This is a genomic window from Micromonospora sp. NPDC002296, from assembly GCF_040296145.1.
In the GTDB taxonomy this organism is placed as follows: Bacteria; Actinomycetota; Actinomycetes; order Mycobacteriales; family Micromonosporaceae; genus Micromonospora.
Genome location: NZ_JBEOWQ010000001.1, coordinates 281,169 through 305,884 on the forward strand (window position 1 = coordinate 281,169; position 24,716 = coordinate 305,884).

20 protein-coding genes are annotated in these 24,716 nt (G+C 74.8%); 8 read left to right on the forward strand and 12 right to left on the reverse strand.

Annotated elements, in window-relative coordinates:
- Window positions 1-25: 25 nt before the first annotated feature.
- A complete protein-coding gene (locus ABT023_RS01325) occupies window positions 26-556 on the reverse strand; it encodes a SixA phosphatase family protein (RefSeq protein ID WP_350880407.1) in 531 nt (176 codons plus the stop codon).
- Window positions 557-669: 113 nt separating this feature from the next.
- Between ABT023_RS01325 and ABT023_RS01330 the strand changes: the two genes are divergently transcribed.
- Window positions 670-957: a DUF6458 family protein gene (locus ABT023_RS01330; RefSeq protein WP_350880409.1), complete on the forward strand. Its 288-nt coding sequence runs from the start codon at window positions 670-672 to the stop codon at window positions 955-957.
- Between the two features lie 127 nt (window positions 958-1,084).
- Here ABT023_RS01330 and trhA read toward each other — a convergent pair whose 3' ends face one another.
- On the reverse strand, window positions 1,085-1,762 hold the full coding sequence (gene trhA / locus ABT023_RS01335; RefSeq protein WP_350880411.1) for a PAQR family membrane homeostasis protein TrhA: 678 nt from the start codon (window positions 1,760-1,762) through the stop codon (window positions 1,085-1,087).
- Window positions 1,763-1,868: 106 nt separating this feature from the next.
- Between trhA and ABT023_RS01340 the strand changes: the two genes are divergently transcribed.
- The 3 genes from ABT023_RS01340 to ABT023_RS01350 are packed head-to-tail and all read left to right on the forward strand — an operon-like array spanning window position 1,869 to window position 4,094.
- The gene (locus ABT023_RS01340) at window positions 1,869-2,480 is read left to right on the forward strand and encodes a 5-oxoprolinase subunit B family protein (protein WP_350880413.1); all 612 of its coding nucleotides are present in this window, start codon (window positions 1,869-1,871) and stop codon (window positions 2,478-2,480) included.
- Entirely contained in the window at window positions 2,477-3,361 is an 885-nt protein-coding gene (locus tag ABT023_RS01345) for a 5-oxoprolinase subunit C family protein (protein WP_350880415.1), read from the forward strand. Before ABT023_RS01340 ends, ABT023_RS01345 begins: the two co-directional genes overlap by 4 nt.
- Window positions 3,345-4,094: a LamB/YcsF family protein gene (locus ABT023_RS01350; RefSeq protein WP_350880417.1), complete on the forward strand. Its 750-nt coding sequence runs from the start codon at window positions 3,345-3,347 to the stop codon at window positions 4,092-4,094. The genes ABT023_RS01345 and ABT023_RS01350 overlap by 17 nt, the downstream gene beginning before the upstream one ends.
- 39 nt (window positions 4,095-4,133) lie before the next feature.
- Here ABT023_RS01350 and ABT023_RS01355 read toward each other — a convergent pair whose 3' ends face one another.
- The 7 genes from ABT023_RS01355 to ABT023_RS01385 all read right to left on the reverse strand — a co-directional run bounded on the left by ABT023_RS01355 (window position 4,134) and on the right by ABT023_RS01385 (window position 14,819).
- A complete protein-coding gene (locus ABT023_RS01355; RefSeq protein WP_350880419.1) occupies window positions 4,134-5,966 on the reverse strand; it encodes an NHL domain-containing thioredoxin family protein in 1,833 nt (610 codons plus the stop codon).
- A gap of 120 nt (window positions 5,967-6,086) precedes the next feature.
- Window positions 6,087-9,239, reverse strand: coding sequence for a hypothetical protein (locus tag ABT023_RS01360; protein ID WP_350880421.1), 3,153 nt, complete (start codon window positions 9,237-9,239; stop codon window positions 6,087-6,089).
- A 343-nt stretch (window positions 9,240-9,582) separates the two neighbouring features.
- The gene (locus ABT023_RS01365; protein ID WP_165878079.1) at window positions 9,583-9,720 is read right to left on the reverse strand and encodes a hypothetical protein; all 138 of its coding nucleotides are present in this window, start codon (window positions 9,718-9,720) and stop codon (window positions 9,583-9,585) included.
- A gap of 222 nt (window positions 9,721-9,942) precedes the next feature.
- A complete protein-coding gene (locus ABT023_RS01370) occupies window positions 9,943-11,436 on the reverse strand; it encodes a dihydrolipoamide acetyltransferase family protein (protein ID WP_350880423.1) in 1,494 nt (497 codons plus the stop codon).
- Complete coding sequence (locus tag ABT023_RS01375) at window positions 11,433-12,422, reverse strand: alpha-ketoacid dehydrogenase subunit beta (RefSeq protein WP_350880425.1); 990 nt, start codon at window positions 12,420-12,422, stop codon at window positions 11,433-11,435. The genes ABT023_RS01370 and ABT023_RS01375 overlap by 4 nt, the downstream gene beginning before the upstream one ends.
- On the reverse strand, window positions 12,422-13,606 hold the full coding sequence (pdhA, locus tag ABT023_RS01380) for a pyruvate dehydrogenase (acetyl-transferring) E1 component subunit alpha (protein WP_350880427.1): 1,185 nt from the start codon (window positions 13,604-13,606) through the stop codon (window positions 12,422-12,424). Before pdhA ends, ABT023_RS01375 begins: the two co-directional genes overlap by 1 nt.
- A 610-nt stretch (window positions 13,607-14,216) precedes the next feature.
- Window positions 14,217-14,819: a hypothetical protein gene (locus tag ABT023_RS01385; protein WP_350880429.1), complete on the reverse strand. Its 603-nt coding sequence runs from the start codon at window positions 14,817-14,819 to the stop codon at window positions 14,217-14,219.
- An 11-nt stretch (window positions 14,820-14,830) separates the two neighbouring features.
- Between ABT023_RS01385 and ABT023_RS01390 the strand changes: the two genes are divergently transcribed.
- The gene (locus ABT023_RS01390; protein WP_350880431.1) at window positions 14,831-15,652 is read left to right on the forward strand and encodes a phosphoesterase PA-phosphatase; all 822 of its coding nucleotides are present in this window, start codon (window positions 14,831-14,833) and stop codon (window positions 15,650-15,652) included.
- A 110-nt stretch (window positions 15,653-15,762) separates the two neighbouring features.
- On the opposite strand, the gene ABT023_RS01395 is transcribed toward ABT023_RS01390, so the two are convergent.
- Genes ABT023_RS01395 through ABT023_RS01405 form a run of 3 tightly spaced genes read right to left on the reverse strand, consistent with a single transcriptional unit; the run spans window position 15,763 to window position 20,569 of the window.
- Window positions 15,763-16,980 (reverse strand): hypothetical protein, encoded by a 1,218-nt coding sequence (locus ABT023_RS01395; protein ID WP_350880433.1) that lies wholly within the window; start codon window positions 16,978-16,980, stop codon window positions 15,763-15,765.
- Between the two features lie 53 nt (window positions 16,981-17,033).
- On the reverse strand, window positions 17,034-18,725 hold the full coding sequence (locus ABT023_RS01400; protein ID WP_350880435.1) for a GTPase: 1,692 nt from the start codon (window positions 18,723-18,725) through the stop codon (window positions 17,034-17,036).
- Window positions 18,722-20,569 carry a GTPase domain-containing protein gene (locus ABT023_RS01405; protein WP_350880437.1) on the reverse strand — a complete coding sequence of 616 codons (1,848 nt, stop codon included), beginning with the start codon at window positions 20,567-20,569 and terminating at the stop codon, window positions 18,722-18,724. The genes ABT023_RS01400 and ABT023_RS01405 overlap by 4 nt, the downstream gene beginning before the upstream one ends.
- 209 nt (window positions 20,570-20,778) lie before the next feature.
- On the opposite strand from ABT023_RS01405, the gene dnaK reads away from it, so the two are divergent.
- From dnaK to dnaJ, 3 genes are all read left to right on the forward strand, one after another.
- Complete coding sequence (gene dnaK, locus ABT023_RS01410) at window positions 20,779-22,653, forward strand: molecular chaperone DnaK (RefSeq protein ID WP_350880439.1); 1,875 nt, start codon at window positions 20,779-20,781, stop codon at window positions 22,651-22,653.
- 46 nt (window positions 22,654-22,699) lie between these two features.
- Window positions 22,700-23,443: a nucleotide exchange factor GrpE gene (grpE, locus tag ABT023_RS01415; protein ID WP_350880441.1), complete on the forward strand. Its 744-nt coding sequence runs from the start codon at window positions 22,700-22,702 to the stop codon at window positions 23,441-23,443.
- A 79-nt stretch (window positions 23,444-23,522) separates the two neighbouring features.
- Window positions 23,523-24,710 (forward strand): molecular chaperone DnaJ, encoded by a 1,188-nt coding sequence (gene dnaJ / locus ABT023_RS01420; RefSeq protein ID WP_350880443.1) that lies wholly within the window; start codon window positions 23,523-23,525, stop codon window positions 24,708-24,710.
- Window positions 24,711-24,716 lie beyond the last annotated feature (6 nt).

Below are 24,716 nucleotides of genomic sequence, written 5' to 3' on the forward strand. Positions count from 1 at the left end.
CTGCCACGCGTACCCGCCCCGGGGCTCAGCCCCGCTCGGTGTGGCGGGCGGTGATGTCGGCGTGGCGCAGGTCGGCCCAGCGGAGCCGGGTGCGGTGCACCACGAGGCCGGCGGTACGTATGCCCTGCTGGTCCGCCCGCTCCGGGTCGAGGAGCGCCGAGAGCAGCGAGACACCCGGGTTGTGGGCGATCAGCAGCACCGTCGTCGCCTCCGGCGGTGCCGACCGGACCAGGGCCAGCAGCTCCACCGGGCTTGCCTCGTACACGCCGGGCTCGTGGCGCACCGCCGGGGAGGTGCCGGCGGGCCCGGCCTCGTCCGTCGAGCCGGTCATGCCCAGCGCCACCCCGTGCCAGGTTTCCCGGGTGCGTCTCGCGGGGGAACAGAACACCACGTCGGGCAGCAGGCCGTGCCGCGCCAGCCAGGCGCCGGCAGCGACGGCGTCGGCGTGCCCCCGCGCGGTCAGCTGCCGATCGGCGTCCCTGTCGTCGCCCGGCGGTTCCGCCTTGGCGTGCCTCAGCAGCACCAGCGTCCGTTCCGTACCCCCGGCGTCCGTCATGGGCCCAGCTTGCCCGATTGGCGAGCGGAGTGCCGGGGTATGTCGATGGGTGCCGCAATCTCACGATGGCTGCGGCGGTAGTAGCGCCAGCTGACAGCCAAGGAGGCGACAAAATGGGCATTGGTGCCAGCATCTTCCTCATCGCACTGGGTGCGATCTTCGCGTTCGCCGTGCAGGCCGACCTGGGGTGGCTCAACCTCGGCGTCGTCGGCTGGGTGCTGATGCTCGCCGGGGTCGTCAGCCTGCTCACCACCCTCTACTTCTGGAACCGGGGCCGGCGCACCGTGGTGGCCACCCCGGTGCGGGAGAACCGGGTCGTGGCCGACCGGGTCGTACCGGTGCAGGGCGAGCCGGTGGTGCAGGAGTACCGCGAGGTGCGCCGCCCGGGCCGGACGGTCTGATCCAGCGGCCCGACGACCGCATGCCGACGGCCGAGACAGCCCGCCGGCCCGGCCGGCGACCACCCGAGAACCCCCGGGGCCCCGCAACGGTGCGGGGCCCTCGGCGTGCGCGGGCCCCGCGCGGCCCTCAGGCGAACAGGGCGAAGTAGATCGCGATGTGGTGACAGACCGCGGCCACCAGGGTGCAGGCGTGGAAGAACTCGTGGTGGCCGAAGACGGTGGGCCACGGGTTGGGGCGGCGCAGCGCGTAGAAGACCGCGCCGACGCTGTAGATCGCACCGCCGACGGCGAGCAGCACCAGCGCGGTCATCCCGCCGGAGTGCAGGATCTGCGGCAGCATCGCCACCGCGACCCATCCGAGCGCCAGGTAGAGCGGGGCGGAGACCCAGCGCGGGGCGTGCGGCCAGATCAGTTTCACCGCCACCCCGCCCAGCGCGCCGCCCCAGACCAGGGCGAGCATGGCGGTCGCGTGCCGGACGTCCAGCAACAGGACGCAGAACGGCGTGTACGTTCCGGCGATGAACACAAAGATCATCGAGTGGTCCATCCGTCGCATGATCTGGTACCCGCGTTCCGACCACACCCGGCGGTGGTAGAGCGCGCTGGTGCCGAAGAGCCCGCACACGGTCAGGCTGTAGATCAGGCAGCTCACCAGCGGAGCCCAGCCGGGCCGACCGGCCGCGACGGAACAGAGCACTATGCCGCAGACGAGCGCGACGAAGAACGCGTAGGTGTGCAGCCAGCCCCGCATCCGGGGCTTTCCGATGTCGACCGGCTTGAGTCGAAGCGGGGCGGAGGTCGTCACGCCATCAGGTTACGGCACCGTAGGTTACCTGCAAGTAGTGTCCCGGGTCACGAGATCGAAGGGTCGGACGCCCCTGGCCCTCAGCCGAATCGGGAATCATGACGGGATGCGGATCCGACCCGTCGGCACGAACGCCCTGCTGCTCGACTGCGACGACCCCGACCAGGTCGAGGCTTGGCGTGCCGAGCTGTGGCGCCGCCGGGCAGCCGGCGAGCTGACCGCCGTCGAGATCGTCCCGGCGGCCCGTACCGTGCTGCTCGACGGGGTGCCCGACCCGGCCCGGGCCGCCGCACTCGTCGCCGGCTGGACGCCCCGGCCCGCCGACGCCGCCGCGCCCGCCGACGAGGTCGAGGTCCCCGTCGGGTACGACGGTGCGGACCTGCCCGCCGTCGCCGGCCACTGGGGGGTGGACGTGCCCGAGGTGGTCGCCCGGCTCACCGGCACCGAGTTCCGGGTCGCCTTCTGCGGGTTCGCGCCCGGGTTCGCGTACCTGACCGGGCTGCCGGCGGAATGGGCCGTACCCCGGCTGCCGACGCCCCGGGCCCGGGTGCCGGCCGGCTCGGTCGCCCTGGCCGGCCCGTACGCCGGGATCTACCCCGGCGCGTCGCCCGGCGGCTGGCTGCTGGTCGGCCGGACCGACCTGACCCTGTTCGACGTACGCGCCGACCCGCCGGCCCGGCTCACCCCGGGCACCCGGGTCCGCCTGGCGGCCCGGTGACCGCCCCACCGGCCGCCGGCGATCCGGCCGGCCGGATCGAGGTGCTGCGGGCCGGCGCGCTCACCACCGTGCAGGACCAGGGGCGGCCCGGCTGGGCGCACCTCGGTGTGCCCCGGTCCGGGGCGCTCGACCCGGCGGCGCTGCGGCTGGCCAACCGCCTCGTCGGCAACCCGGAGGCCGCCGCCGGCCTGGAGATCACCCTGACCGGCTGCACGCTGCGGCTGACCCGGGCCGGCACGGTCGCGATCGCCGGCGCGGACGTCGACGTCCGGGTCGGCGACCGGCCCGGCGACGTCGGCCGGCCCCTCGCGGTCCCGGCCGGGGCGATCGTGCGGGTCGGCCCGGCCCGCGCCGGGCTACGCAGCTGGCTCGCGGTGGCCGGCGGGATCGCCGTCGCACCGGTGCTCGGCAGCCGGTCCACCGACACCCTCTCCGGCCTCGGCCCGCCCCCGCTGCGCGACGGCGACACCCTGCCGCTCGGCGCCCCGGCCGGCGACCCCGCGCCGGTGGACGGCACCGTCGGCCGCCCGGCCCCGGTCGAGCTGCTCCTCGGGCTCCGACCCGGCCCCCGGGACGACTGGTTCACCTCTGCCGCGTTCGACCTGCTGTACGACACGGCGTACGCGGTGAGCACGGTGAGCAACCGGGTCGGCGCGCGACTGGTCGGCGCGCCGCTGGCCCGCGCGGTGGCCGGGGAACTGCCCAGCGAGGGCATCGTGCTGGGCGCGGTGCAGGTGCCCGCCGACGGCCAGCCGCTGATCTTCCTCGCCGACCACCCGACCACCGGCGGTTACCCGGTCGTCGGGGTGGTGGACGACGTGACCGGGCTCGCGCAGGCCCGCCCAGGGACTACGGTGAGGTTCCATGGACCTCAACGCTGACCTCGGCGAGGGATTCGGCATCTGGCGGCTCGGCGACGACGAGGCGCTGCTGGACCTGATCACCTCGGCCAACGTCGCCTGCGGCTTCCACGGCGGCGACCCGTCCACCATGCGCCGGGTCTGCGCCGCCGCCGCCGAGCGCGGGGTCACCGTCGGCGCCCAGGTCGGCTACCGGGACCTCGCCGGATTCGGCCGCCGGCACATCGCGTACACCTTCGCCGACCTGCGCGACGAGGTGACCTACCAGCTCGGCGCGCTCGACGCGTTCTGCCGGGCGTTCCACATCCGGGTCCGATACCTCAAGCCGCACGGCGCGCTCTACCACGCGGCGGCGGCCGACGAGCCGCAGGCCGCCGCGCTGGTCGCCGCGATCAACGACTACGACCACGAGCTGCCGGTGCTCTGCGCGCCCGGTTCGGTGCTGGCCCAGCTCGCCACCGGGGCGGGCATCCGGGTGGTCGCCGAGGGCTTCGCCGACCGGGGCTACCTGCCCAACGGCGCGCTGGTGCCCCGCACCGCCCTCGGCGCGCTGGTCACCGACCCCGAGCGGGTGGCCGAGCGGGCCGTCCGGATGGCCACCGAGCGGACCGTGGTCGCGGTCGACGGCACCGTCGTCCCCTGCCCGGTCGAATCGATCTGTCTGCACGGGGACACCCCGGGGGCCGTGGCGTCCGCCGCCCTGGTGCGGGCCGCGCTCATCGACGCGGGAGTCACCCCCACCCCGTTCGTGTGAACGGGCCGCTCCGCCGGCCCCGCTTCGGAGCGGCGGCGCTCAGGCGTCCAGGCCGCGCAGGACCAGGGGGAGCCGGGCGGCGGCGCCCTCGACCACCCGGACCGGCACGCCCCAGTCCTGCCGGGTCAGGTGGCAGGCCGCATGCTCCACGTCGGCGTCGCACGTCGCCGCCTGGGCGGTCACCTGGAGCACCCCGCCGGCCACCGTCCCGTCGACCACCAGCCGGCGGGACAGCTCCGTGCCGGTGCCCGCCCCGTCCAGCAGCAGCTCCGGCGGGGACGCCGAGACCACCAGCCGGGTCGACGGCCCGTACGTCTCGTCCAGCTTCTGCCCCGGGGCCGGGGTGAAGACGATGTCCAGCGTCACCTCGCCGGCCGCCACCTCCGTCGGCTTGCGTTCGGTGCGGTGCCGGGGGCCGTCAACCGTGCTCGCCCCGGCGGCCGACAGCACGCCCGGGGCCAGCCGGGTCAGCCGGTGCGCCGCCGACTCGACCACCAGCACCCCACCGTCGGCGGTCAGCACCAGGTCGCTCGGCTCGGCCAGCCCGTCGGCGACCGTGGACACCTGACCGGTCCCCGGGTCGAACCGCCGTACCGCGCCGTTGTACGTGTCGGCGACCAGCACCGAGCCGTCCGGCAGCGCGCAGACGCCCAGCGGGTGCTGGAACAACGCCCGCTCGGCCGGCCCGTCGACGTGGCCGAAGTCGAACAGGCCCTGCCCGACGGCGGTGCCCAGAACGCCGTTCTCGACGTACCGGACCGCGCTCGTCTCGCTGTCGGCGATCCACAGCCGAGCGCCGTCGGTCGACACCGACAGGCCGGACGGCTGCGCCATCCACGCCTCGGTCAGGGGGCCGTCGCGCAGCGCCTCGACCGTCGTGCCGGCGTACATACCCGCCGTGCGGCGGATCGGGTCGAACCACCAGAGCTGGTGGATGCCGGCCATCGCGACGATCACCCTGTCGTCGTACCAGGCCAGGTCCCAGGGGGAGGAGAGGTCGACCGAGAGCGCGTCGTGGGCGTGGTCGTCCACCGTGGAGCGCCACTGCCGGCCGGTGCCGGTGACGGTGACCACCTCGCCGGTGCCCAGCCGTACGCCGCGCAGCAGGTGGTTGACGGTGTCCGCGACGACCAGGTCGTACCCGGCGACCTCGGCCACGTGCTCCGGCAGCCGGCACAACCCCTGCGGCTCGGAGAACGCGGCGGCACCCGCCGGGCCGTCGGCCCGCCCCCGCTCGCCCGAGCCGATCCGGCGGACCAGGGTCTCGCCGTCGGGGGCCAGTTCGGCCAGGCAGTGCCGGGCCGAGTCGGAGATCAGCAGGTTCCCGCCGTCGAGCAGGACCGCCTTGCCGGGGAAGCGCAGGAGGGTCTCCGGCTCGGCCGGCGGCACGTACGGGCCGTCGCCCCGGTGCAGGGTGCCCTTGGCCTCGTGGGCGGCGACCAACTCGTCCACCAGCCGGGCCAGCCCCTCGGCGTGGCCCTCGCCGGCCATGGTGGCCACCACGTACCCCTCAGGGTCGATCACCGCGAGGGTCGGCCAGGCCCGGGCCGCGTACTGCTGCCACATGTCCAGCTCGGGATCGTCCAGGACGGGGTGGTGCACGCCGTACCGCTCGACGGCGGCGGCGAGGGCGTCCGGGTCCTTCTCGTGCTCGAACTTCGGCGAATGGACGCCGACGACGACCAGCACGTCGGCGTACTTCTCCTCCAGCGGGCGCAGCTCGTCGAGCACGTGCAGGCAGTTGATGCAGCAGAAGGTCCAAAAGTCCGCGACTACGATCTTGCCGCGCAGGTCGGCCAGCTTCAGGTCCCGCCCACCCGTGTTCAGCCAACCCCGTCCGCGCAGCTCCGGGGCCCGTACTCGTGCGCTCATCTCCTCAGTCTGCCCGAACGGGGATGCCCCGCACGCCAACACCCTGCGCGGCCCCGGTCACACCCGGCGTACGACGAGGGCGGGGCCACGGTGGTCCGTGGCCCCGCCCTCGGGAATCCGCTACTTGGCGGACGGCTTCAGGCAGAGCACCTTGTTCGGCACGTCGCCTGGGAGCAGCGCGGACGGCTGGGCCGGGCCGCACTTCTCCTTGGCGTCGACCCTCGACACCACGGTGAAGGTGTCGGCGTCGCCGCAGGACGCCGCCGTCACGTTGGCACCAACCCGCTTCACGCAGGAGCCGACCGCCGGCACCTTGTCGTCGCTGAACTTGCCGAGCAGCATGAGCAGGCCGAGCGGGACCGCGAGGATCAGCACGGCGGCCACCAGCACGGCGACCAGCACCCGGCCGTTGCGCACTTTCGGTGGTGGCGCCTCGGTCTTCTGCTCGGCCGCGTCCGGCTTGAACGAGTCGAACCGGCCCTGTTCGGGCTCCACGTCCCAGGACGAACCCGACTGCTGGCCCTGCGTCGGGAAGGCCGGCGGGAAGCCACCCTGGGCCGGCTCGCCGAACGGGGCCGGGCCGTGCCCGGGCACCGCGCCCTGGACGGCCCCGCCGCCGCTGACCGGGGCCGACGGGCCGCCGAACTGGTCATTCGGCCGGTCGCCGTCGTGCGGTCGGACGCCGTTCACCGGCCGGTTGCTGGCCGGCGGGTCCACGAAGGACGGCACGCCGGGCGGGAAGACGGGCGGGGCTGCCGCTGCCGCGGCGGCCGGCCCGTCGCCGTATCCGTGTTGCCGGTCGGGCTCGTCGAAGCGCTGCGGCGCCCGGTCGTCGAACCGCTGCTGCTGGCCGTGCTCGTCGAACCGGCCGTGCGGGCTCGGCTCGTCGAACCGGCTCTGCGGCCCGGGCTCGTCGAACCGACCGTGCTGGGCGGGCTCGTCGAACCGACCGTGCGGGCTCGGCTCGTCGAACCGGGCCTGTGGGCCGTGCTCGTCGAAGTGTCCCTGTGGGCCCGGCTCGTCGAAGCGGTGCGGCGGGTTGGGGTCGGGGTAGAAGCCGTGCCCCTCCGCCTGCTCCGGCTCCTCGACCGGCTCCGGGCGGGTGGGCCGGCCGTACACCCGGGGCTGCGGCGCGGGCGTGTCGCTGGGCCGGGCCTGGTCGGTCGGGGGCGTCACCCGGCTGGTCAGCGGCACGGACGCGCTCGCCGAGACGCTGCCGGCCGCGCCGGCTGCGGACTCCCCGGCCTCTGGCAGGGAGACAGCGGCACGGGCGGACGCCTGGCCCTCCGGCGAAATCCGGGGAGCGGGAACGACCGGGCCGGCGGGAGGCTGGGGCTCCTCGGCGTGGCCCCAGCCGTTGTCGGCCCCCGCCAGTTCCGGCTCGTACGCCGACGGCCCACCCTCGCGGCCTGACGGCTCGGCCTCCGGGGTGAACTGGGCCGGCGGCAGGTAGTCGGCCGGCGGGACGGCGGCCAGGCTGGCGCCGGGCACCCGCTGCTCCTGCGGCGGCAGCGGGACCGCGTTGGCCGGCGAGATCCCCGGTGCCGGTGCCGGCTGGTACAGCGGCCGGTCCTCCGACCGCTCCGGCTCCCAGCCGTTGCCGGCCGGCTGCGGCGCGGCGGGCGCTGCCTCGGCGGAACGTCCCCACGCCTCGCCCGGTGCCCACGGCTCGACGTCCGGCACGCCGGGCCGCTCGGTCCGATCCGGGCCGGGCCATTGCTGCTGGTCCTCTGCCGGGGCGTTCCAGGATGGCGGCCCGTCCACGTTGACGGTGGCGGTGGCCCGGGCAGGCGGCACCGACGTCGGCTCGGCCGCCGCCCAGTCCGGGACGGCCGGCCGGTCCCCCTGCTGCTGCGGCACCGACGCCGCGCCCCACGCGCCGGGCTTGGCCGTGCCGTCGGCGCCGCCCCAGGCGGTCGGCTGCGGCTGGTCGTCGGGCTTGCCTTCCGCGGCAGCCCAGCCGCCGGAGCGGGCGGGGTCGTCCTGAGGGGTGGCGGGCGAGCCGGCGTTCCAGCCGCCGGAGCGGGTGGGGTCGTCCTGTCCGTCGGCGTTCCAGCCGCCGGAGCGGGCGGGGTCGTCGTCCGGCTGTCCGTTGGGGTTCCAGCCGTCGGACGGGTTGGCGTCGGCCTGGGCGGGCCAGGCGTCCTGGGGCGGGGTGGCCTGGCCGGGGATGCGGGCGGCGCCCCGGGCGGCCGACTCGTTCTGGCCCCAGGGCGTGGACGGTTGCTCGGCCTTGCCGGCGAACGCGGGCTGCTCGGTCGGGGCCCAGCCAACTGGGTGAACGGGTCCGCCGTCCGGCTGCCGGCCGGCGTTCCAGCCGCCGGAGCGGGTGGGGTCGTCCTGAGGGGTGGCGGGCGAGCCGGCGTTCCAGCCGCCGGAGCGGGCGGGGTCGTCCTGTCCGTCGGCGTTCCAGCCGCCGGACGGGTTGGCGTCGGCCTGGGCGGGCCAGGCGTCCTGGGGCGGGGTGGCCTGGCCGGGGACGCGGGCGGCCCCCCGGGCGGCCGACTCGTTCTGGCCCCACGCGGCGGGCGGCTGCTCGGCCTGGGCGGGCCAGGCCGGCGCCGGCTGTTCGGGCTGCGCTCCCCAGGCGGGCTGGGGCGGATCACCGGCGGAGCCGGGCGGCGTGGGCGGCGCGGTGGCGGCCCAGGCGGGGCCGGGCTGATCCTCCTGCTTCCAGCCCGGCCCCGGCTGGTCGGCCTGGCCCCAGGCGGGCTGCGACGCGGCGGACGGTGGCCCCCACGCGTCCGGCCGGTTCGGCTCCGGCTGCTGTGCGGGCGCCTGGGCGGCGCCCCACGCGGCGGTGGGTGGCTGGTCGTTCTGCGGTGCGGCGCCCCACGCGGCGGTGGGTGGCTGGTCGTTCTGCGGTGCGGCGCCCCACGCGGCGGGCGGCGGCTGGTCGCCCTGCGGCGTGGCGCCCCAGGCGGCGGGCGGCGGGGCGTTCAGCGGGGCGGCGCCCCAGGCCGCCGTCGGCGGCTGGCTACCCTGCGGTGCGGCGCCCCACGCGGCGGTGGGTGGCTGGTCGCCCTGCGGCGTGGCGCCCCAGGCTGCGGTCGGCGGCTGGGCGTTCGGCGGGGCGGCGGCACCCCAGGCCGCCGTGGGCGGCTGGTCGTTCTGCGTTGCCCGGGCGGGAGCTGGCGGACTCGGCCGGGTCGTGGGGGGCGGGGGTGCCCAGCCCAGGTCCGGGTTGGCGACGCCGTACGGCGCGGGCGCGCCGGTGCCCGGCGACACCTCGTCCGGCTCTTGGCCGGGGTGGTGCGGGCCCTCGGACGTCATCGGTGCGCCTCCTCCATCAACTGTCGGCCGCCGACGCCGACGGTGCGTCGGCGTCGGTGCCGGTGTCGCCGGCGATACCGGCAGCGGGGACTCCCCGCACCGTATCCGGTGACCGCCCGCGGCATCCGGGGAGCACCGGCCGTCACTCCGCGTCGCCGGACCGTGTCGAGCAGCATCTATCGGCGCGACGGGTCCGGACGGTGTGGTTGACGACCGAGCCCCACCGTACCGGGCGGTGCTGCGGGGCGGAATCCCGGTGTCAATCGGTCCGAAACGCCGACGACCCGCCCGGGGGTGACCGGGCGGGTCGTCGAACTGGAGGAGGAGAGAAAAGTGTGGGGCGTCAGCTCATGTGACGCTGGGCGATGGCGAGAAGCTCGTCACGGACCGCGGGCGAGTTGGCGGAACGCAGCGCGTGCTCGATGGCGCGGGCACGGCGGTTGGCGTCGCGGCGGTTGCGGATTCGCTCGATCATGCTCATCTGGATCTCTCCTCCTGGCTTATTCGGTTGTCAGCCCCTGATGTATCCATTGAAGCGCAAGATGGGCGGGGAGTCCATCGATTAGTAGGTGAGCTGAGACACCTGCCTAAGGATCGTAGGTCAACGAGGCTTTCAGCCTGGGTTTTCTTCTGCCAACGGCAACGGCCGGTGTGCCGGGCGTTCACCCGTGGCACACCGGCCGTCGCTGGTGTCGGCTAACCGTCAGGTCCAGGCGAGCAGCGCCGCCTCCGGGTCGGCCAGGAAGTCCCCGATGTCGCGGAGGAACTTCGACCCGAGCTCACCGTCGATGATCCGGTGGTCGAAGGACAGGCCCAGCGTGGTCACCTGACGCGGCCGGACCTTGCCCTTGTGTACCCAGGGCATCTCACGGACCGCGCCGAAGGCCAGGATCGCCGACTCGCCCGGGGGGAGGATCGGCGTGCCGGTGTCCACCCCGAACACCCCGACGTTGGTGATCGTCAAGGTGCCGCCGGACATGGCGGCGGGCGAGGTCCGGCCGGCCTTGGCCGTCTGCACCAGGTCGGTCATCGCGTCCGCCAACTCGCGCAGCGACAGCCGGCCCGCGTCCTTGATGTTCGGCACGATCAGCCCGCGCTCGGTGGCCGCCGCGATGCCCAGGTTGACGTAGTCCTTGACGACGATCTCGTCACCGGCCCACGTCGAGTTGACCATCGGGTGCCGACGCACCGCGAGCAGCACCGCCTTGGCCACCAGCAGCAGCGGCGAGACCCGGACGTCGCGCCACTCCCGCCGGCCGCGCAGCCGGTCCAGGGCCTTGGTCGCCCGAGTGACGTCGACGGTCATGAACTCCGTCACGTGCGGGGCCGTGAACGCCGAGCGGGACATGTTCTCGGCGGTGAGCTTACGTACCCCCTTGACAGGGATGCGCTGCTCGCGGTCCGCGCCGAAGCTCGCCGCCGCCGTGGTCGGTGCCGCCGCCGTCAGCGGCTCGGCCGCCGTCGCGGTGCCGCTCGCCGCCTGCCGTACGTCCTCCCGGCTGATCGAGCCCAGTGGACCTGAGCCGGTCAGCGCGGCCAGGTCGACCCCGAGGTCCCGGGCGAGCTTGCGTACCGGCGGCTTGGCCAGCACCGGCCCGCCTGCTCGCGTACCCCCGTGGCCGTTGCCGTTCGTCGGCGCGGCGACCACCGGAGCGGCCGGGACCGGTGCCGGGGCGGCCGGTGCCGGAGCGTGGCTCGCCGGGGCGGCGGTGGACTGGGCCGGGACCCCGCCCTTGCGCGGCCGGCGCTTGGCCGCCGTGGTGCGCGGGCCGTAGCCGACCAGGACGGCGGTACGGCCGCCCGGGGCGGGGCCGCCGATCAGGCCCGGCTCGACCGCGCCCTCGCTCGGGGCCACCTCGACCGCCGCCAGCGATGCCGCCGACGGGGTGGGCAGGTCCGCCGACGGGGTGCCCGTGGTCGACTCCTCGATCGGGCCGGCGCCTGGGTCGGTGTCGATCGCGATGATCGGCGTGCCGACCTCGATCGTGCTGCCCGCCGGGTGGAAGATCGACCGCACCTGGCCGGCCCACTTCGCCGGGATCTCGACGGCGGCCTTGGCCGTCTCCACCTCGACGATCGGCTGGTTCAGCTCGATCATGTCGCCCACCTTGACCAGCCAGGTGAGGATCTCGCCCTCGGCCAGGCCCTCGCCCAGGTCGGGCAGGTTGAACTCCTTGATCCGCGACACGCCGCTCACCACCCGAAGGCCCGGTCGACGGCGTCGAGCACCCGATCGAGGTCAGGCAGGTACTCCTCCTCCACCCGGGAGGCCGGGTAGGGGGTGTCGAAGCCGGTCACCCGCAGCACCGGGGACTCCAGGGAGTAGAAGCACTCCTCGGTGATCCGGGCGGCGATCTCCGAGCCCAGGCCCAGGTTGCCCGGGGCCTCGTGCACCACCACGCACCGGCCGGTGCGCCGCACCGACTCGTACGCGGCGGTCAGGTCCAGCGGGGAGAGGGTGCGCAGGTCGACGACCTCCAGCTCCCGGCCGTCCTCCGCGGCGGCGGTCGCCGCCTCCACGCAGGTGCGCACCATCGGGCCGTACGCGAGCACGGTCACGTCCGTCCCGGGTCGCGTCACCCGGGCCGAGTGCAGCGGGTACGCCGCCGACAGCGGGGTGTCCAGCTCGACCGGACCCTTCTCCCAGTAGCGCCGCTTGGGCTCCAGGAAGACGATCGGGTCGTCCGAGGCGATCGCCTGCTGGATCATCGAGTAGCCGTCCTGCGGGTTTGCGCAGGTGACGACCTTCAGGCCGGCGGTGTGCGCGAAGTACGCCTCCGGCGACTCCGAGTGGTGCTCGACCGCGCCGATGCCCCCGCCGTACGGAATGCGGATGACCATCGGGATGCGGAGCTTGCCCTGCGAGCGGTAGTGCATCTTCGCCACCTGCGACACGATCTGGTCGTACGCGGGGTAGACGAAGCCGTCGAACTGGATCTCGCAGACCGGGCGGAAGCCGCGGATGGCCAGGCCGACCGCGGTGCCGATGATGCCGGACTCGGCCAACGGGGTGTCGATCACCCGCTGGTCGCCGAAGTCCTTCTGGAGCCCGTCGGTGACCCGGAAGACGCCGCCGAGCTTGCCGACGTCCTCGCCCATGATGATGACCTTCGGGTCGTCCTCCAGGGCCCTGCGCAGGCCGGTGTTGAGCGCCTTTCCGAGGGTGAGCGTCTCCGTGGCCATCAGTGGGCGCTCCCCTCGAACGACTCCATGTAGCGGCTGAACCGCGCCCGCTGCTCGTCGAGCTCGGGGGACCCGTTGGGGTAGACGTGGTCGAACATCGTCACCGGCTCGGGGTCGGGCATGGCGAGCACCCGCTCGCGCAGGTCCACCGACTCGGCGCGGGCCTGCTCGTCGATCTCGGCGAAGAAGCCGTCGTCGGCGATCTTCTGCTTCTCCAGGAACGCCTTCATCCGGGCGATCGGGTCCTTGGCCTGCCAGGCCTCGACCTCGCTGGCGATCCGGTACCGGGTCGGGTCGTCGGAGGTGGTGTGCGCCCCCATCCGGTAGGTGTATGCCTCGATCAGGCGGGGGCCCTGGCCGTGTCGCGCGTTGTCCAGCGCGTGCCGGGTCACCGCGTACGAGGCGAGCACGTCGTTGCCGTCGACCCGGACGCCGGGGAATCCGAAGCCGCCGGCCCGTTGGTAGAGCGGCACCCGGGTCTGCCGCTCCAGGGGCTCGGAGATGGCGTACTGGTTGTTCTGGCAGAAGAACACCAGCGGGGCGTTGAAGACGCTGGCCCAGACGAACGCCTCGTTGACGTCGCCCTGGCTGGTTGCGCCGTCGCCGAAGTAGGCGATCACCGCCTCGCCGTCCTCGGTCCCGGTCTTGCCGTCCATGTGGACGCCCATGGCATACCCGGTCGCGTGCAGGGTCTGTGCCCCGATCACGATCGTGTACATGTTGAACTTGAACTCGTTCGGGTCCCAGCCGCCCTGGTTGACGCCCCGGAACAGGCCGAGCGGCATGATCGGGTCGATGCCCCGGCAGTAGAGGACGCCGTGCTCCCGGTAGGTCGGGAAGGCCATGTCCTGGCTGCGCAGCGCCCGGCCGGAGCCGACCTGCGCGGCCTCCTGGCCCAGCAGGCTCGCCCACAGGCCCAGTTCGCCCTGCCGCTGCAACGCGGTGGCCTCGGCGTCGAGCTTGCGGACCAGCACGAGGTCGCGGTAGAGCCCGCGGTACTCCTCGTCGGTGAAGTCGACGCGGTACTCCGTCCCGTCCGGGCCGAACGCCGTCTCGATGCGCTCGCCCTCGGGCGTCAGCAGCTGTACGAGTTCCGGGTTGCCGGAAGCCGCTGACGCGGCCCGCTTGGAACGGGGTGCGGCCCGCCGGCCGCGGGTGGTGACCCCGGGGTCGCCCTTTGCCATCCGTCTCTCCCTGTCATGTCTGCGTCGGCACCGGGGGTGACCCGTCCGCGCGCAAATCGTGCGCCGGCCCGGCCGGTGCCGGGCTGGTCCTGGCGGCCGCGCCTAGCCCCGGTGGGGGTTGCCGCGCGGCGTGAAGCCGGATCCGTGGGACGAACCCGGTTCGGGAGCGCCGACGCCCAACCGGGCCTGCCGCGGGGTGCGCGGAGGCCGCGGCTGCGTTGCCGTCGTGGTCCATATTCGCAGAGGAGGTGAGGGGCCCCACAGTACGCCCGCCCCAGGTTTCCCGGCGGTGTCGGATTAGCGGCTCATCAGGCTATTTGTCGTAGCCGGACTCGCGTCTCGGTGGCGGCGGCGGACAAATTGTGTGTCGACACGCTGTGGTGCCTGGTCAACTGACCGTCACTGGTCCAAGCTGATGACGCCGGGGCGCACCTTTCGGGGGGTTATGTCCGCTTATTGCTGCTCCGCCGCCCGTGACCGTGTCCGACGACCGAGGAGTGTGCGTGTCCCAGTCAGGTGAGGGTCCGGCCGCTCCGCTGCTCGGTCGGCACCGCGCGGCGGGCGGCTACCGCCGGGTCGTCGGCGTGCACCGCGCCCCCGGCTCCGCCGCTCACGGCCGGGGGTACCTCTTCACGGTCGCCCTGCTCGCCGGCACCGCCTCGATGCCGATCCTCGCCGCCGTCAGCGCCGGCTCGGCCACGGTGGGCAGCACGGCGCTGCCGGACAGCAGCACCCCGTTCATTCCCACCCCGTCCGTCGGCCCGGTGGTCGTCCCGCTGCCGGGGAACGGCCGGCCCGAGGTGATCCCGGCCGCCCGGCCGGGCACGGTCGTGGTGCCGTCGACCGACCCGGATCTGGCACCGCTGGCCCCGGCCCCGCCGGCCGACCCCGATCGGTCCGGCCCGGACGCGATACGCCACCCGCCGCCCCCGGCGCCGATCCCCCCGCCGGCCCCCCGGCCGCCCGCGACGTCCCCCTCGCCGAGCCCGACCCCGGCGCCACACCCGACGCCGGTGCCGTCACCGACCGACCCGCCGACGCCGGATCCGACGCCCACGGTGACGCTCTCCGGCTCGACGCAGGCCCCTTCCCCGCCGGGCGACACCGGGCCCTCGCCCAGCTCGGAGCCGACGAGTTCGGAACCGACCAGTTCGGAGCCGACCACGAGCAGCCTCGGCGCGACCGTTGACCCGGCCGCCCGGCCGCGTGGCATGCTCCGCGGTCGTGGAGCGTGAACCGGATCGGCGGGCAGGCGCGCGGCAGCGACCGGAGCGGGGCCAGGCCGGCGCGACCGGGGACGGGGCGCTGAGCGGCCCGGGCCTCCCGACCGAGCCGACCGAGCCGACCGAGCCGGCCGAGCCGACCGAGCCGGCCGAGCCGACCGAGCCGGCCGAGCCGACCGAGCCGGCCGAGCCGACCGAGCCGGCCGAGCCGGCCGAGCCGGCCGAGCCGACTGAGCCGACTGAGCCGGGCCTGCGGATCGCCCGGCTGGTCACGGAGCTGACCGCGCCGGCCGTCCTGGTGACCCTGCTGACCGTGGTGGTCGCCTGGCACGGAGCCCGGGGCGGGGTCCACGGGCTGGCCTGGGGGCTGCTCGCCACCGTCTTCGCCAGCGGCATCCCGTTCGCGTACATCCTCGGCGGGGTGCGGCGCGGACGGCTCACCGACCACCACGTCGGCGTACGCGAGCAGCGCCGGCTGCCGCTGCTGTTCGGGCTGGCCTCGGTGGCGGTCGGGTGGGCCCTGCTCGCGGCGTTCGGCGGGCCCCGTCCGCTGCTCGCCCTGGGGGCCGCCGGCGTGGTGGGGCTGGTCGTGGCGGTGGCGGTGAGCCACTGGTGGAAGATGTCGATCCATACGGCGGTGGCCGCCGGGGCGGTGGCCGTCCTGGCGCTCACCTTCGGCGCGCCGCTGCTGGCCGCCGCGCCGCTGCCCGTGCTGGTGGGCTGGTCAAGGGTGCGGCTGCGCGCCCACACGCTCCCGCAGGTGGTGATCGGCGGCGCCGTCGGCGGGCTGGTCGCCGGGGTCGTCTACGCCACGCTCGGCTGAGCCGCCCGCCCCGGGCCGCTCCTGACCCGGCGGGCCCGGCGGGCCCTCGGGCAGGGCCGGCCACCCGTCGGGGCGGGCGCTCAGCGGTCGAGCAGCGACGCCGTGCCCGCTCAGGCCCCGTCGTCGGCGAGCCGGTGCCGGTTCGCCTCGATCCAGGCGTCCAGGGCGACCGGGTCGTCCGGGTCCACCCCGTCGGCCATGAGCTGGGCCACGGCCGCGGTGGCCGGGCTGCGCCGTTCCCCTGTCGAGTAGAGCCGGGCGAACTCCGGGATCATCTCCTCGATCGCGGTGTCGGTCCGGGTCGCCGCCGCCTCCGGCAGCCCTCTGCGCCGGGCCGCGTACGCCGCCCAGCCGCGCAGCACCCGGGGGAGCATCGCGGCGTCGTCCATGTCGAGCACGGCCCGCCGGTGCACCCAGTCGAGCAGGAACAGCTCGGCCACCGTGGGGCTCCACCGCAGCGGGTCCGCGTCCGGGAAGCTCGCGGCGTGGTCGAGCAGCAGGCTGAGACAGAAGTGCAGCGAGGCGAGCCCCGCGTCGTCGGACGGGTCCAGATCGAACCGGACCGCCTCGGGCGAGGCGAGAAATGCCCGGACCAGGGCGGTCCGCTCGTCGCCGGAGAGCGGCTCGGCGCCACGGGCGGCACGCGCCGGCGGGGGCAGCAGCGCGAGCCGCGCGCCGGCCAGCGCGCGGTCGGTGGCGAGTGATCCCTCGGCGGGCAGCTCGCCCAGCTCGTCGGTGACCGTCAGGTGCCGGCCGACCTCGCCGTGCAGCCTGGCCGGGTCCTCCTCCCGGAACCAGGTCAACTCGTCGCCGTCGACCATCTCCCGGACCTGGTCGACGATCCGGCCGGCAGGGCCACCGACGAAGATGTCCTTGGCGATGCCGATGTTGTGGTCGACCAGGGCCACCAGCGCGTGCTCCGGGCCGCCGGCCTCGTTGTCGTAGGCAAAGGTGGCCAGGTAGGAGGTCTGGTCGCCGTACACATCGCCGTAGCACCAGGTGCCGGTGAGGTGCACCCGGCCGAGCTGCTCGGACCAGGCGGGGGCCTGGGTGCCGGGGTGGACCTTCGCCGCGCCCTCCGCGTCCGGCACCAGGGCTGCGAAGACGGTGCGAATGGTCTTTGCCGCGGCCGTGCGGCGGCGGGTGGTGGCGGCGAGGAAGCCGGAGACGAACTCCCGGACGGCCCCCTCCCGGTCGGTCTCGGCGACCGCGTAGACGCTGCCCAACAGCGCCGCGCCGAGCATCTCGGCATCGAGGGCGGTGTCGAGCCTGGTCACGTCGCGTGCGGCGTGCAGCACCGCGTCGTAGGGGGTCTGAGGCGTGGCCATGCGTCGACCCTACGCCCGCGGGGGAGCCCCGGACAGTGAAGGCTGACGGGGGTTCAGCTGCGCTCGGCGTCCCGCAACGCCTGCCTCGCCTGCCCGTACCGGTCGAGCACCGCCCGGACCGGCGTCACCACGCACTCCCGGCCGACCGCATCGACGGCGGCGGTGAGTCGCTTCTCGGCCCGGCGGCGGGCCCGGCGGGCCGACCAGCGCACCACCGGGCGGGTCAGCGCGGCCAGCAGCAGCCCGGCGAGCAGGCCGCCGAGCAGCAACACGGTGGGCAGCGGGGCCTCGCCGACCCGGGGATACTCCAGCGCCGGCAGGCCGAGGGCCCGCAGCGCGTAGCCGAGGGCGAGCCAGCCGAGGCCGGCGACGGCCGCGACCGTGACCAGCCACTGCACCGCGCCGACGAACCGCCACCAGATCGGCCTGCGGTCCATTCCCAGGTCGGCGCCGGCCACCGCGCGGTCCAGCGCGTCCGGCAGGTCGCCCAGCCGGGACCGGGCGGCGGTGGTCACCGCGGTCGCCCAGGGGGTCGGCAGACCCGCGGCGGACCGGTCGGCCACCGCCCGCACGGCCAGCCCCAGCGCCGAGCGTTGGGCGGCGGTCGGATCGGGTACGGAGGTCGCGGCGACCAGGCTCTCCGCAGGGGCCCCCGCGTCCGCGCCGGCGACCGGGCCGGGCAGGTGCAGCCGGCGCAGCGGGTCGGGGCGCAGCCGCCGCCAGCCCCGCACCAGCGGCCAACCGGTGCTGGCCACGGCCCGGTGCCGATATGCCCCTTCGACCGCCGCCGCCACCGTTGGCACGCCGGCCGTCTCGGCCAGCGCTCGGCTCAGCGAGCCGATGGTTCCCTCGTCCGGCCCGGCGGCCGGCGCGTCGGCGGCGACCAACTCGTCCAGCCCGGCGACGACCGCGTCGACGTCCCCGGCGAGGCGCCGCAGCGCGGCCTGCCGCCCGGCGACCGTGCGTTCCAGCGTCCCGCGCAGGTCGACGATCCCGGCCGGGTCGACGGCGGTGGTGGCCAGCAGCGGCACCCCGCCCAGCCCGTCGTGGTCGAGCAGCCGGCGAAGGTCGTCCAGCACCCGGGGCAGCTCGGCCGGGGGCAGCCGGTCGGCCTGGTTGAGCACCACCAGCGTCACGTCCCGGTGTCGGCGGAACTCGCGCAGGTAGCTGGTGTGGATCACCCGGTCGGCGTACTTCTGCGGGTCGACGACCCAGACCACCAGGTCGACCAGGCCGAGCAGCCGGTCGACCTCCAGCCGGTGCGACCGCTGCACCGAGTCGAAGTCCGGCAGGTCGAGCAGCACCAGCCCGTGCAGGGCGGACTCGTCGTCGGCGTCGAGCGCGCTCTCCCGGACGAACCGGTGGCGGGGCAGCACGCCGATCCAGTCGAGCAGCCGGTTCGCCCCGTCCAGTGGGCCCCAGACGCAGGCGTGCGCCACGCCGGTGGTGGGGCGGCGCACCCCGACCGGGGAGAGACCCAGCCGGGCGAGCGCGTTGAACAGGCTCGACTTGCCGCTGCCGGTGGCCCCGGCGAGGGCGACGACGGTGTGGTCCCGGGAGAGCGCAAGCCGGGTGCCGGCCCGCTCGACCAGGGTGTGCGCGGGCACGAGCTGGGTGTCCGGGAGCTGGCCGTCCACCGCGTCGAGGAACCGGCGGACCGCGTCCAGGCGGGCGATCAGCACGTCGGGGTCGACCCGCTGGTCACCCCGGAGCGCCGCGCGCACCCGGTCGGCGATGTTGGTCATCGGGCCTCGGCCTCCGGGGTCGGTGCGGCGGGCAGGCCCGGCGCGTCGGCCATCGCCAGGCCGCTACGGCGCCGGGCGTCCTCCACCCGGTCGCCCGCGGCGCGCAGCGGGTCGCCGACGTCCGCCGCCGGGCGGGCCGCCGCGGTGCGGGACAGGAACCGGTCGGCCTCGGCGTCGAGCAGCTCCCGGACCCGCGCCAGCAGGTCGCCCCGGGCCCGGTTGGCCAGCGTACGGACGGCCTGGTCGCCGAAGATCGCCTGGAGCACGGCCTGCGCGGCGACGGTGGTGCCGGCCCCGGTGGCCACCTCCAGCCCGGTCGGGATGAACGCGGTCGAGGCGAAAACGGCGATCATCACGGCCAGCCCGGTGGCGTTGACCGCGTACGAGGCGGTGCGGGCCACGAACCGCTTGTCGCCGCCCTCGGCCCGGACCAGCTCCAGCACCCCGCGCTGCCAGTCGCGGACCAGGCGCTCGGCGCGGGCGGGGAAGTCCTCGGCCGGGTGCGCCAACGGCGGGTCGAGCAGCGCCGCCCCGGCGGGGTGTGCCCGCCACCCGGTGTACGCGTTCTCGGCCGCCTCGGCGGCCACTCCCCGCAGCAGCGTGACGAGCTGGGACTCGATGGCGTTGCTCAGCTCCGCGGCGGGCGCGGGCCGGCCGGTCACCGCGGACACCAGGCGGTCTCGCAGCCGGCCGATCCGGGCCTCCAGGGTGCGGAAGAACTCGCCGGTGCCGACGAACTCCTGCCAGCGGGCGAGCACCTCGCCGCGGAGCAGCCGGCCGTCCTTCAGCCCCTGCTCCACGGTCCGCTCAGCCCCCCGGTACGCGGCCTGCACCCGCTCGTCCAGGGCGTCGGCGGCGGCCACCTGCTCGTCGGCGGCGTCGGCCAGCCCCGCCACCGCGGGGTGCAGGGCGGCCAGCGCCCCGTCCAGCGTCTGTCGGACGACGGCGGCCCGTGCCCCGGCGTCGGCGGCCAGCCGGGCGAACCAGGTGCTCAGCGGGGCGGTGGTCTGGTCCGGCAGCAGGCCCTGGCCGTCCACCCACGTCTCGGGCAGGACGAACAGCGGCGCCGCGCCGAGGCCCTGGTCGGCGAGCATCTCGGCCAAATGGGCGGCCACCTCGTCGGTCGCCTCCGCCGGCACCCGGTCGAGCACCATCGCGATCACCACGCCCCGGGCCCGCGCGGTGTGCAGCAGTTCCCAGGGGACCGCGTCGGCGTACCGGGCGGCGGTGGTGACGAAGAGCCAGAGGTCGGCGGCGGCGAGGAGTTGCCCGGCCAGCGCCCGGTTGGCGTCGACCACCGAGTCGATGTCGGGGGCGTCGAGGAAGGCCAGCCCGGCGGGGAGCGCCGGGGCGGTGACCAGGTGCAGGGTCCCAGGGTCCTCGCTCGGCTCGTTGGTGCGGGTGAGGCCCGGCAGCAGCTCGCCCTGGCGGAACCAGCCGGAGTCGGCCGGGTTGCACACCAGCACCGGCGAGCGGGTGGTCGGCCGGAGCACCCCGGCGGCGCTGACCCGGGCCTGGACCAGGCTGTTGACCAGGGTCGACTTGCCGGCCCCGGTGGAGCCGCCGACGACCACCAGCAGCGGCGCGTCGAGCCGGGCCATCCGGGGCAGGAGATAGTCGTCGAGCTGCGCGGTGAGGCTCGCGCCGATCTGGCGGGCGGACTCGGCCGAGGGCAGGGCGAGCGGGAACCGGGCCGCGCCGATCGCGGCCCGCAGGCCGGTGAGCGCGACGGGCAGGCCGTCTCCGGTAGGGCCGGACGGGTCCTCCCCGGCGTCCCCGGTGCCGGTACGGGCGGCGACGGCGGGCGAACCGGAGCGGGTGGCGGGATCCCCGTGCGTCGTCACCGCTAAAGCGTGCCCGACCGGCGCAAGAGAAGACAACCGGGCTCCCCTGGAACGTGAAGTTGCGTCGGGTCGGCTCAACCCGATTTGACGATCGCCGTGGGCGTGGCACTATTGAGTCAAGTTCACTCAACTTGTGGCGAGTGCGCGGCGGGTTGATCCCGTCACCTGCCCAACGTAAGAACCCCAACGTAAGAAGCGAGGAAGCGAAGATGGCACGTGCGGTCGGTATCGACCTCGGCACGACGAACTCCTGCGTCAGCGTTCTCGAGGGCGGTGAGCCAGCCGTCATCGCCAACGCTGAGGGCTCGCGGACGACCCCGTCGATCGTCGCGTTCGCCCGCAACGGCGAGGTGCTCGTCGGTGAGGTCGCCAAGCGCCAGGCGGTGACGAACCCGGACCGGACCATCCGGTCGGTCAAGCGGGAGGTCGGCACCAACTGGACCGTCGACATCGACGGCAAGAAGTACACCCCGCAGGAGATCTCAGCCCGGACGCTGATGAAGCTCAAGCGGGACGCCGAGGCGTACCTGGGCGAGCAGATCACCGACGCGGTGATCACCGTCCCGGCCTACTTCAACGACAGCCAGCGCCAGGCCACCAAGGAGGCCGGCGAGATCGCCGGCTTCAACGTGCTGCGGATCGTCAACGAGCCGACCGCCGCCGCCCTGGCGTACGGGCTGGACAAGGGCTCCAAGGAGCAGACCGTCCTGGTCTTCGACCTCGGCGGCGGCACCTTCGACGTCTCGCTGCTGGAGCTGGCCGAGGGCGTCGTCGAGGTCAAGTCCACCAGCGGTGACAACCAGCTCGGTGGCGACGACTGGGACCAGCGGATCATCGACCACCTGGTGAAGACCTTCCGGGGCGAGCACGGCATCGACCTGGCCCAGGACAAGATGGCCCTCCAGCGGCTCCGCGAGGCGGCCGAGAAGGCCAAGATCGAGCTGTCGGCGGCCACCACCAGCAACATCAACCTGCCGTACATCACCGCCGGCGCGGCGGGCCCGCTGCACCTGGACGTGACACTCAGCCGCGCCGAGTTCCAGCGGATGACGCAGGACCTGCTGGACCGCTGCAAGGGCCCGTTCGAGCAGGCCGTGAAGGACGCCGGCATCAAGGTCGCCGACGTCGAGCACGTGATCCTGGTCGGCGGCTCGACCCGGATGCCGGCCGTGACCGACCTGGTCAAGCAGCTCACCGGCCGCGACCCGAACAAGGGCGTCAACCCGGACGAGGTCGTCGCCGTCGGCGCCGCACTCCAGGCGGGCGTGCTCAAGGGCGAGGTCAAGGACGTCCTGCTGCTCGACGTGACCCCGCTGAGCCTGGGTATCGAGACCAAGGGCGGCATCTTCACCAAGCTCATCGAGCGCAACACCACCATCCCGAGCAAGCGCTCCGAGGTCTTCACCACGGCCGACGACAACCAGCCGTCGGTGCTGATCCAGGTGTTCCAGGGCGAGCGGGAGATCGCGGCCTACAACAAGAAGCTCGGCACCTTCGAGCTGACCGGCCTCCCGCCCGCGCCGCGCGGCGTGCCGCAGGTCGAGGTCACGTTCGACATCGACGCCAACGGCATCGTGAACGTGCACGCGAAGGACCTGGGCACCGGCAAGGAACAGAAGATGACGATCACCGGTGGCTCCTCGCTGCCGAAGGACGACATCGAGCGGATGCGCCGGGACGCCGAGGAGCACGCCGACGACGACAAGCGTCGTCGCGAGGAGGCGGAGACCCGCAACCTCGCCGAGGCGCTCCAGTGGCAGACCGAGAAGTTCCTCGCCGAGAGCGGTGACAAGCTGCCGGCCGAGAACCGGGAGCAGCTCACCGAGGCCCTCGGCGAGCTGCGCGGCGCGCTCGGCGGCCAGGACATCGAGAAGATCAAGGCTGCCCACGAGCGGCTCGCGCAGGTCTCCCAGCAGGCCGGCTCGCTGCTTTACGCGTCTCAGCAGGCCGATCAGGCCGAGCCGGGCCAGCAGCCGGGTGCGGCGGGCGCGGCGGGCGCGGGGACCGGGGCGACCGGCGGCGCGCAGGCCGGCGGCGCCGACGACGTGGTCGACGCGGAGATCGTGGACGAGGACAAGAAGTGACGATCCGCCTCGGACACGTACTCACGGCAGAGGGATGAGGTAACCCATGACGGAGAAGCCACGAGCCGCCGACCCGGGCTCCACCGGGTCGGCGCCGGGTGGCTCCGCGACCGCCGGGCAGTCCGCCGGCGAGCAGCCGCGGGTCGTCATCCGTGACAACCGCAAGATCAACACGTCGGAGGAGCCTGCCGCCACCGACGCCGGGGCGGACGTCCCGGCGGAGGGGCTGGTCGCCGACGCCGAGGTCGTGGTCGACGAGATCGAGGTCGAGGCCGCCTCCGTGGACGGGCCGCCCGTGGTCGACGCCCCGGCGCAGCCGGTGGAGAGCGGCACCCAGGCCACCGGCGCGCCGCCCGGCGCGGAGTCGGAGGGGCTGCGGGCCGAGCTCGACGAGCGGACCCGGGACCTCCAGCGGGTCACGGCGGAGTACGCCAACTACCGCAAGCGGGTGGACCGGGACCGCAGCCTGGTCCAGGAGCAGGCGACCGGCTCGGTGCTCGCCGCGCTGCTGCCGATCCTGGACGACCTGGACCGGGCCCGCGAGCACGGTGATCTGGTGGGCCCGTTCGGTTCGGTGGCCGAGCAGCTCACCACCGCGCTGGGCAGGTTCGGCCTGAACGCGTTCGGCGAGCAGGGCGACCCGTTCGACCCGACCCGACACGAGGCGGTTGCCCACCAAACCTCCGCCGACGTGACCGAACCGACCTGCGTACAGGTCATGCGCCGGGGCTATCAGCTCGGCGAACGGTTGCTGCGGCCGGCCATGGTCGCGGTCGCCGACCCGGAGTAGTGCCGACCCGCGCCGTCCCGCCCGCCCGCACCGGGCGGGCGGGACGTCCGGGATACGTCCCGTGGAAGGGGGTGGACCGGTGAGTTCCAAGGACTGGATCGAGAAGGACTACTACGCCACGCTGGGCGTGCAGAAGTCCGCCTCCCCGGACGAGATCAAGAAGTCGTACCGAAAGCTGGCCCGGGAGTCGCACCCGGACCACAACCCCGGCGAACCACAGGCCGAGGAGCGGTTCAAGGCTGTCTCCGAGGCGTACGCGGTGCTCGGCGACGAGGCCAAGCGCCGCGAGTACGACGAGATGCGCTCGCTGTTCGGCTCGGGCGCCTTCCGGCGCAACGCCCGGGGAGCGGGCGGGCCCGGTGGGCAGCCGTTCGACGTCTCGGACATGTTCGGCGGCGCGGCCGGCGGCGGTGACCGTCGCTTCGGCGGGGCCGGCTTCCAGGACCTGTTCAGTTCGATCTTCTCGGGCGGCGGGGCAGCCGGTGGCCCGTCCCGTCCGCGCGGCCCCGCCAAGGGCCGGGACATCGAGACCGAGGTGGCGCTCGACTTCGACGACGCGGTACGCGGGGTGACCCTCCCGCTGACCCTGCGCGCGCCCGGGATCTGCGACACCTGCCACGGCAGCGGGGCGAAGCCCGGCACCCAGCCGGTGACCTGCCAGGTCTGCCACGGCGCCGGGGTGACCACCCGGAACCAGGGGTCGTTCAGCCTCTCCGAGCCGTGTCGCAACTGCCAGGGCGTGGGCACGGTCGTCGAGGAGAAGTGCCCGGAGTGCCACGGCACCGGCGGGGTCACCAAGACCCGCACGCTGAACGTCCGCTTCCCCGCCGGGGTGGCCGACGGGCAGCGGATCCGGCTGGCCGGGCGCGGCGAGCCGGGCGAGCGCGGCGGCCCGGCCGGCGACCTGTTCGTGCACGTGAAGGTCCGGCCGGACGATCTGTTCGGGCGTACCGGGGACGACCTGACGCTGACCGTGCAGATCACCTTCCCGGAGGCCGTGTTCGGTACGGACCTCCGGGTCCCCACGCTCGACGGCACGGTGACCCTGCGGGTGCCGCCGGGCACGCCGGGCGGCCGGGTGCTGCGGGCCCGGGGCAAGGGCGTGGTACGCAGGGACGGCCGGGCCGGCGACCTTCTGGTCACGCTGGACGTGGTGGTGCCGGCACGGGTGTCCGACGAGGCGCGGGCGGCGCTGGAGGCGTTCGCCGAGCAGTCCCCGCCGGCCGCCCGGGAACATCTCGACGCCCGGGTGCGTCGATTCAGTTGAGCCTGC

Coding starts and splice junctions, on each gene's coding strand:
- grpE (WP_350880441.1), top strand. CDS start 22,700: ATGACGGAGAAGCCACGAGCCGCCGACCCGGGCTCCACCGGGTCGGCG.
- ABT023_RS01365 (WP_165878079.1), bottom strand. CDS start 9,720: ATGAGCATGATCGAGCGAATCCGCAACCGCCGCGACGCCAACCGCCGT.
- ABT023_RS01355 (WP_350880419.1), bottom strand. CDS start 5,966: ATGAGCGCACGAGTACGGGCCCCGGAGCTGCGCGGACGGGGTTGGCTG.
- ABT023_RS01350 (WP_350880417.1), top strand. CDS start 3,345: ATGGACCTCAACGCTGACCTCGGCGAGGGATTCGGCATCTGGCGGCTC.
- pdhA (WP_350880427.1), bottom strand. CDS start 13,606: ATGGCAAAGGGCGACCCCGGGGTCACCACCCGCGGCCGGCGGGCCGCA.
- ABT023_RS01360 (WP_350880421.1), bottom strand. CDS start 9,239: ATGACGTCCGAGGGCCCGCACCACCCCGGCCAAGAGCCGGACGAGGTG.
- ABT023_RS01395 (WP_350880433.1), bottom strand. CDS start 16,980: ATGGCCACGCCTCAGACCCCCTACGACGCGGTGCTGCACGCCGCACGC.
- ABT023_RS01340 (WP_350880413.1), top strand. CDS start 1,869: ATGCGGATCCGACCCGTCGGCACGAACGCCCTGCTGCTCGACTGCGAC.
- ABT023_RS01400 (WP_350880435.1), bottom strand. CDS start 18,725: ATGACCAACATCGCCGACCGGGTGCGCGCGGCGCTCCGGGGTGACCAG.
- ABT023_RS01330 (WP_350880409.1), top strand. CDS start 670: ATGGGCATTGGTGCCAGCATCTTCCTCATCGCACTGGGTGCGATCTTC.
- ABT023_RS01385 (WP_350880429.1), bottom strand. CDS start 14,819: ATGCCACGCGGCCGGGCGGCCGGGTCAACGGTCGCGCCGAGGCTGCTC.
- ABT023_RS01325 (WP_350880407.1), bottom strand. CDS start 556: ATGACGGACGCCGGGGGTACGGAACGGACGCTGGTGCTGCTGAGGCAC.
- dnaK (WP_350880439.1), top strand. CDS start 20,779: ATGGCACGTGCGGTCGGTATCGACCTCGGCACGACGAACTCCTGCGTC.
- ABT023_RS01375 (WP_350880425.1), bottom strand. CDS start 12,422: ATGGCCACGGAGACGCTCACCCTCGGAAAGGCGCTCAACACCGGCCTG.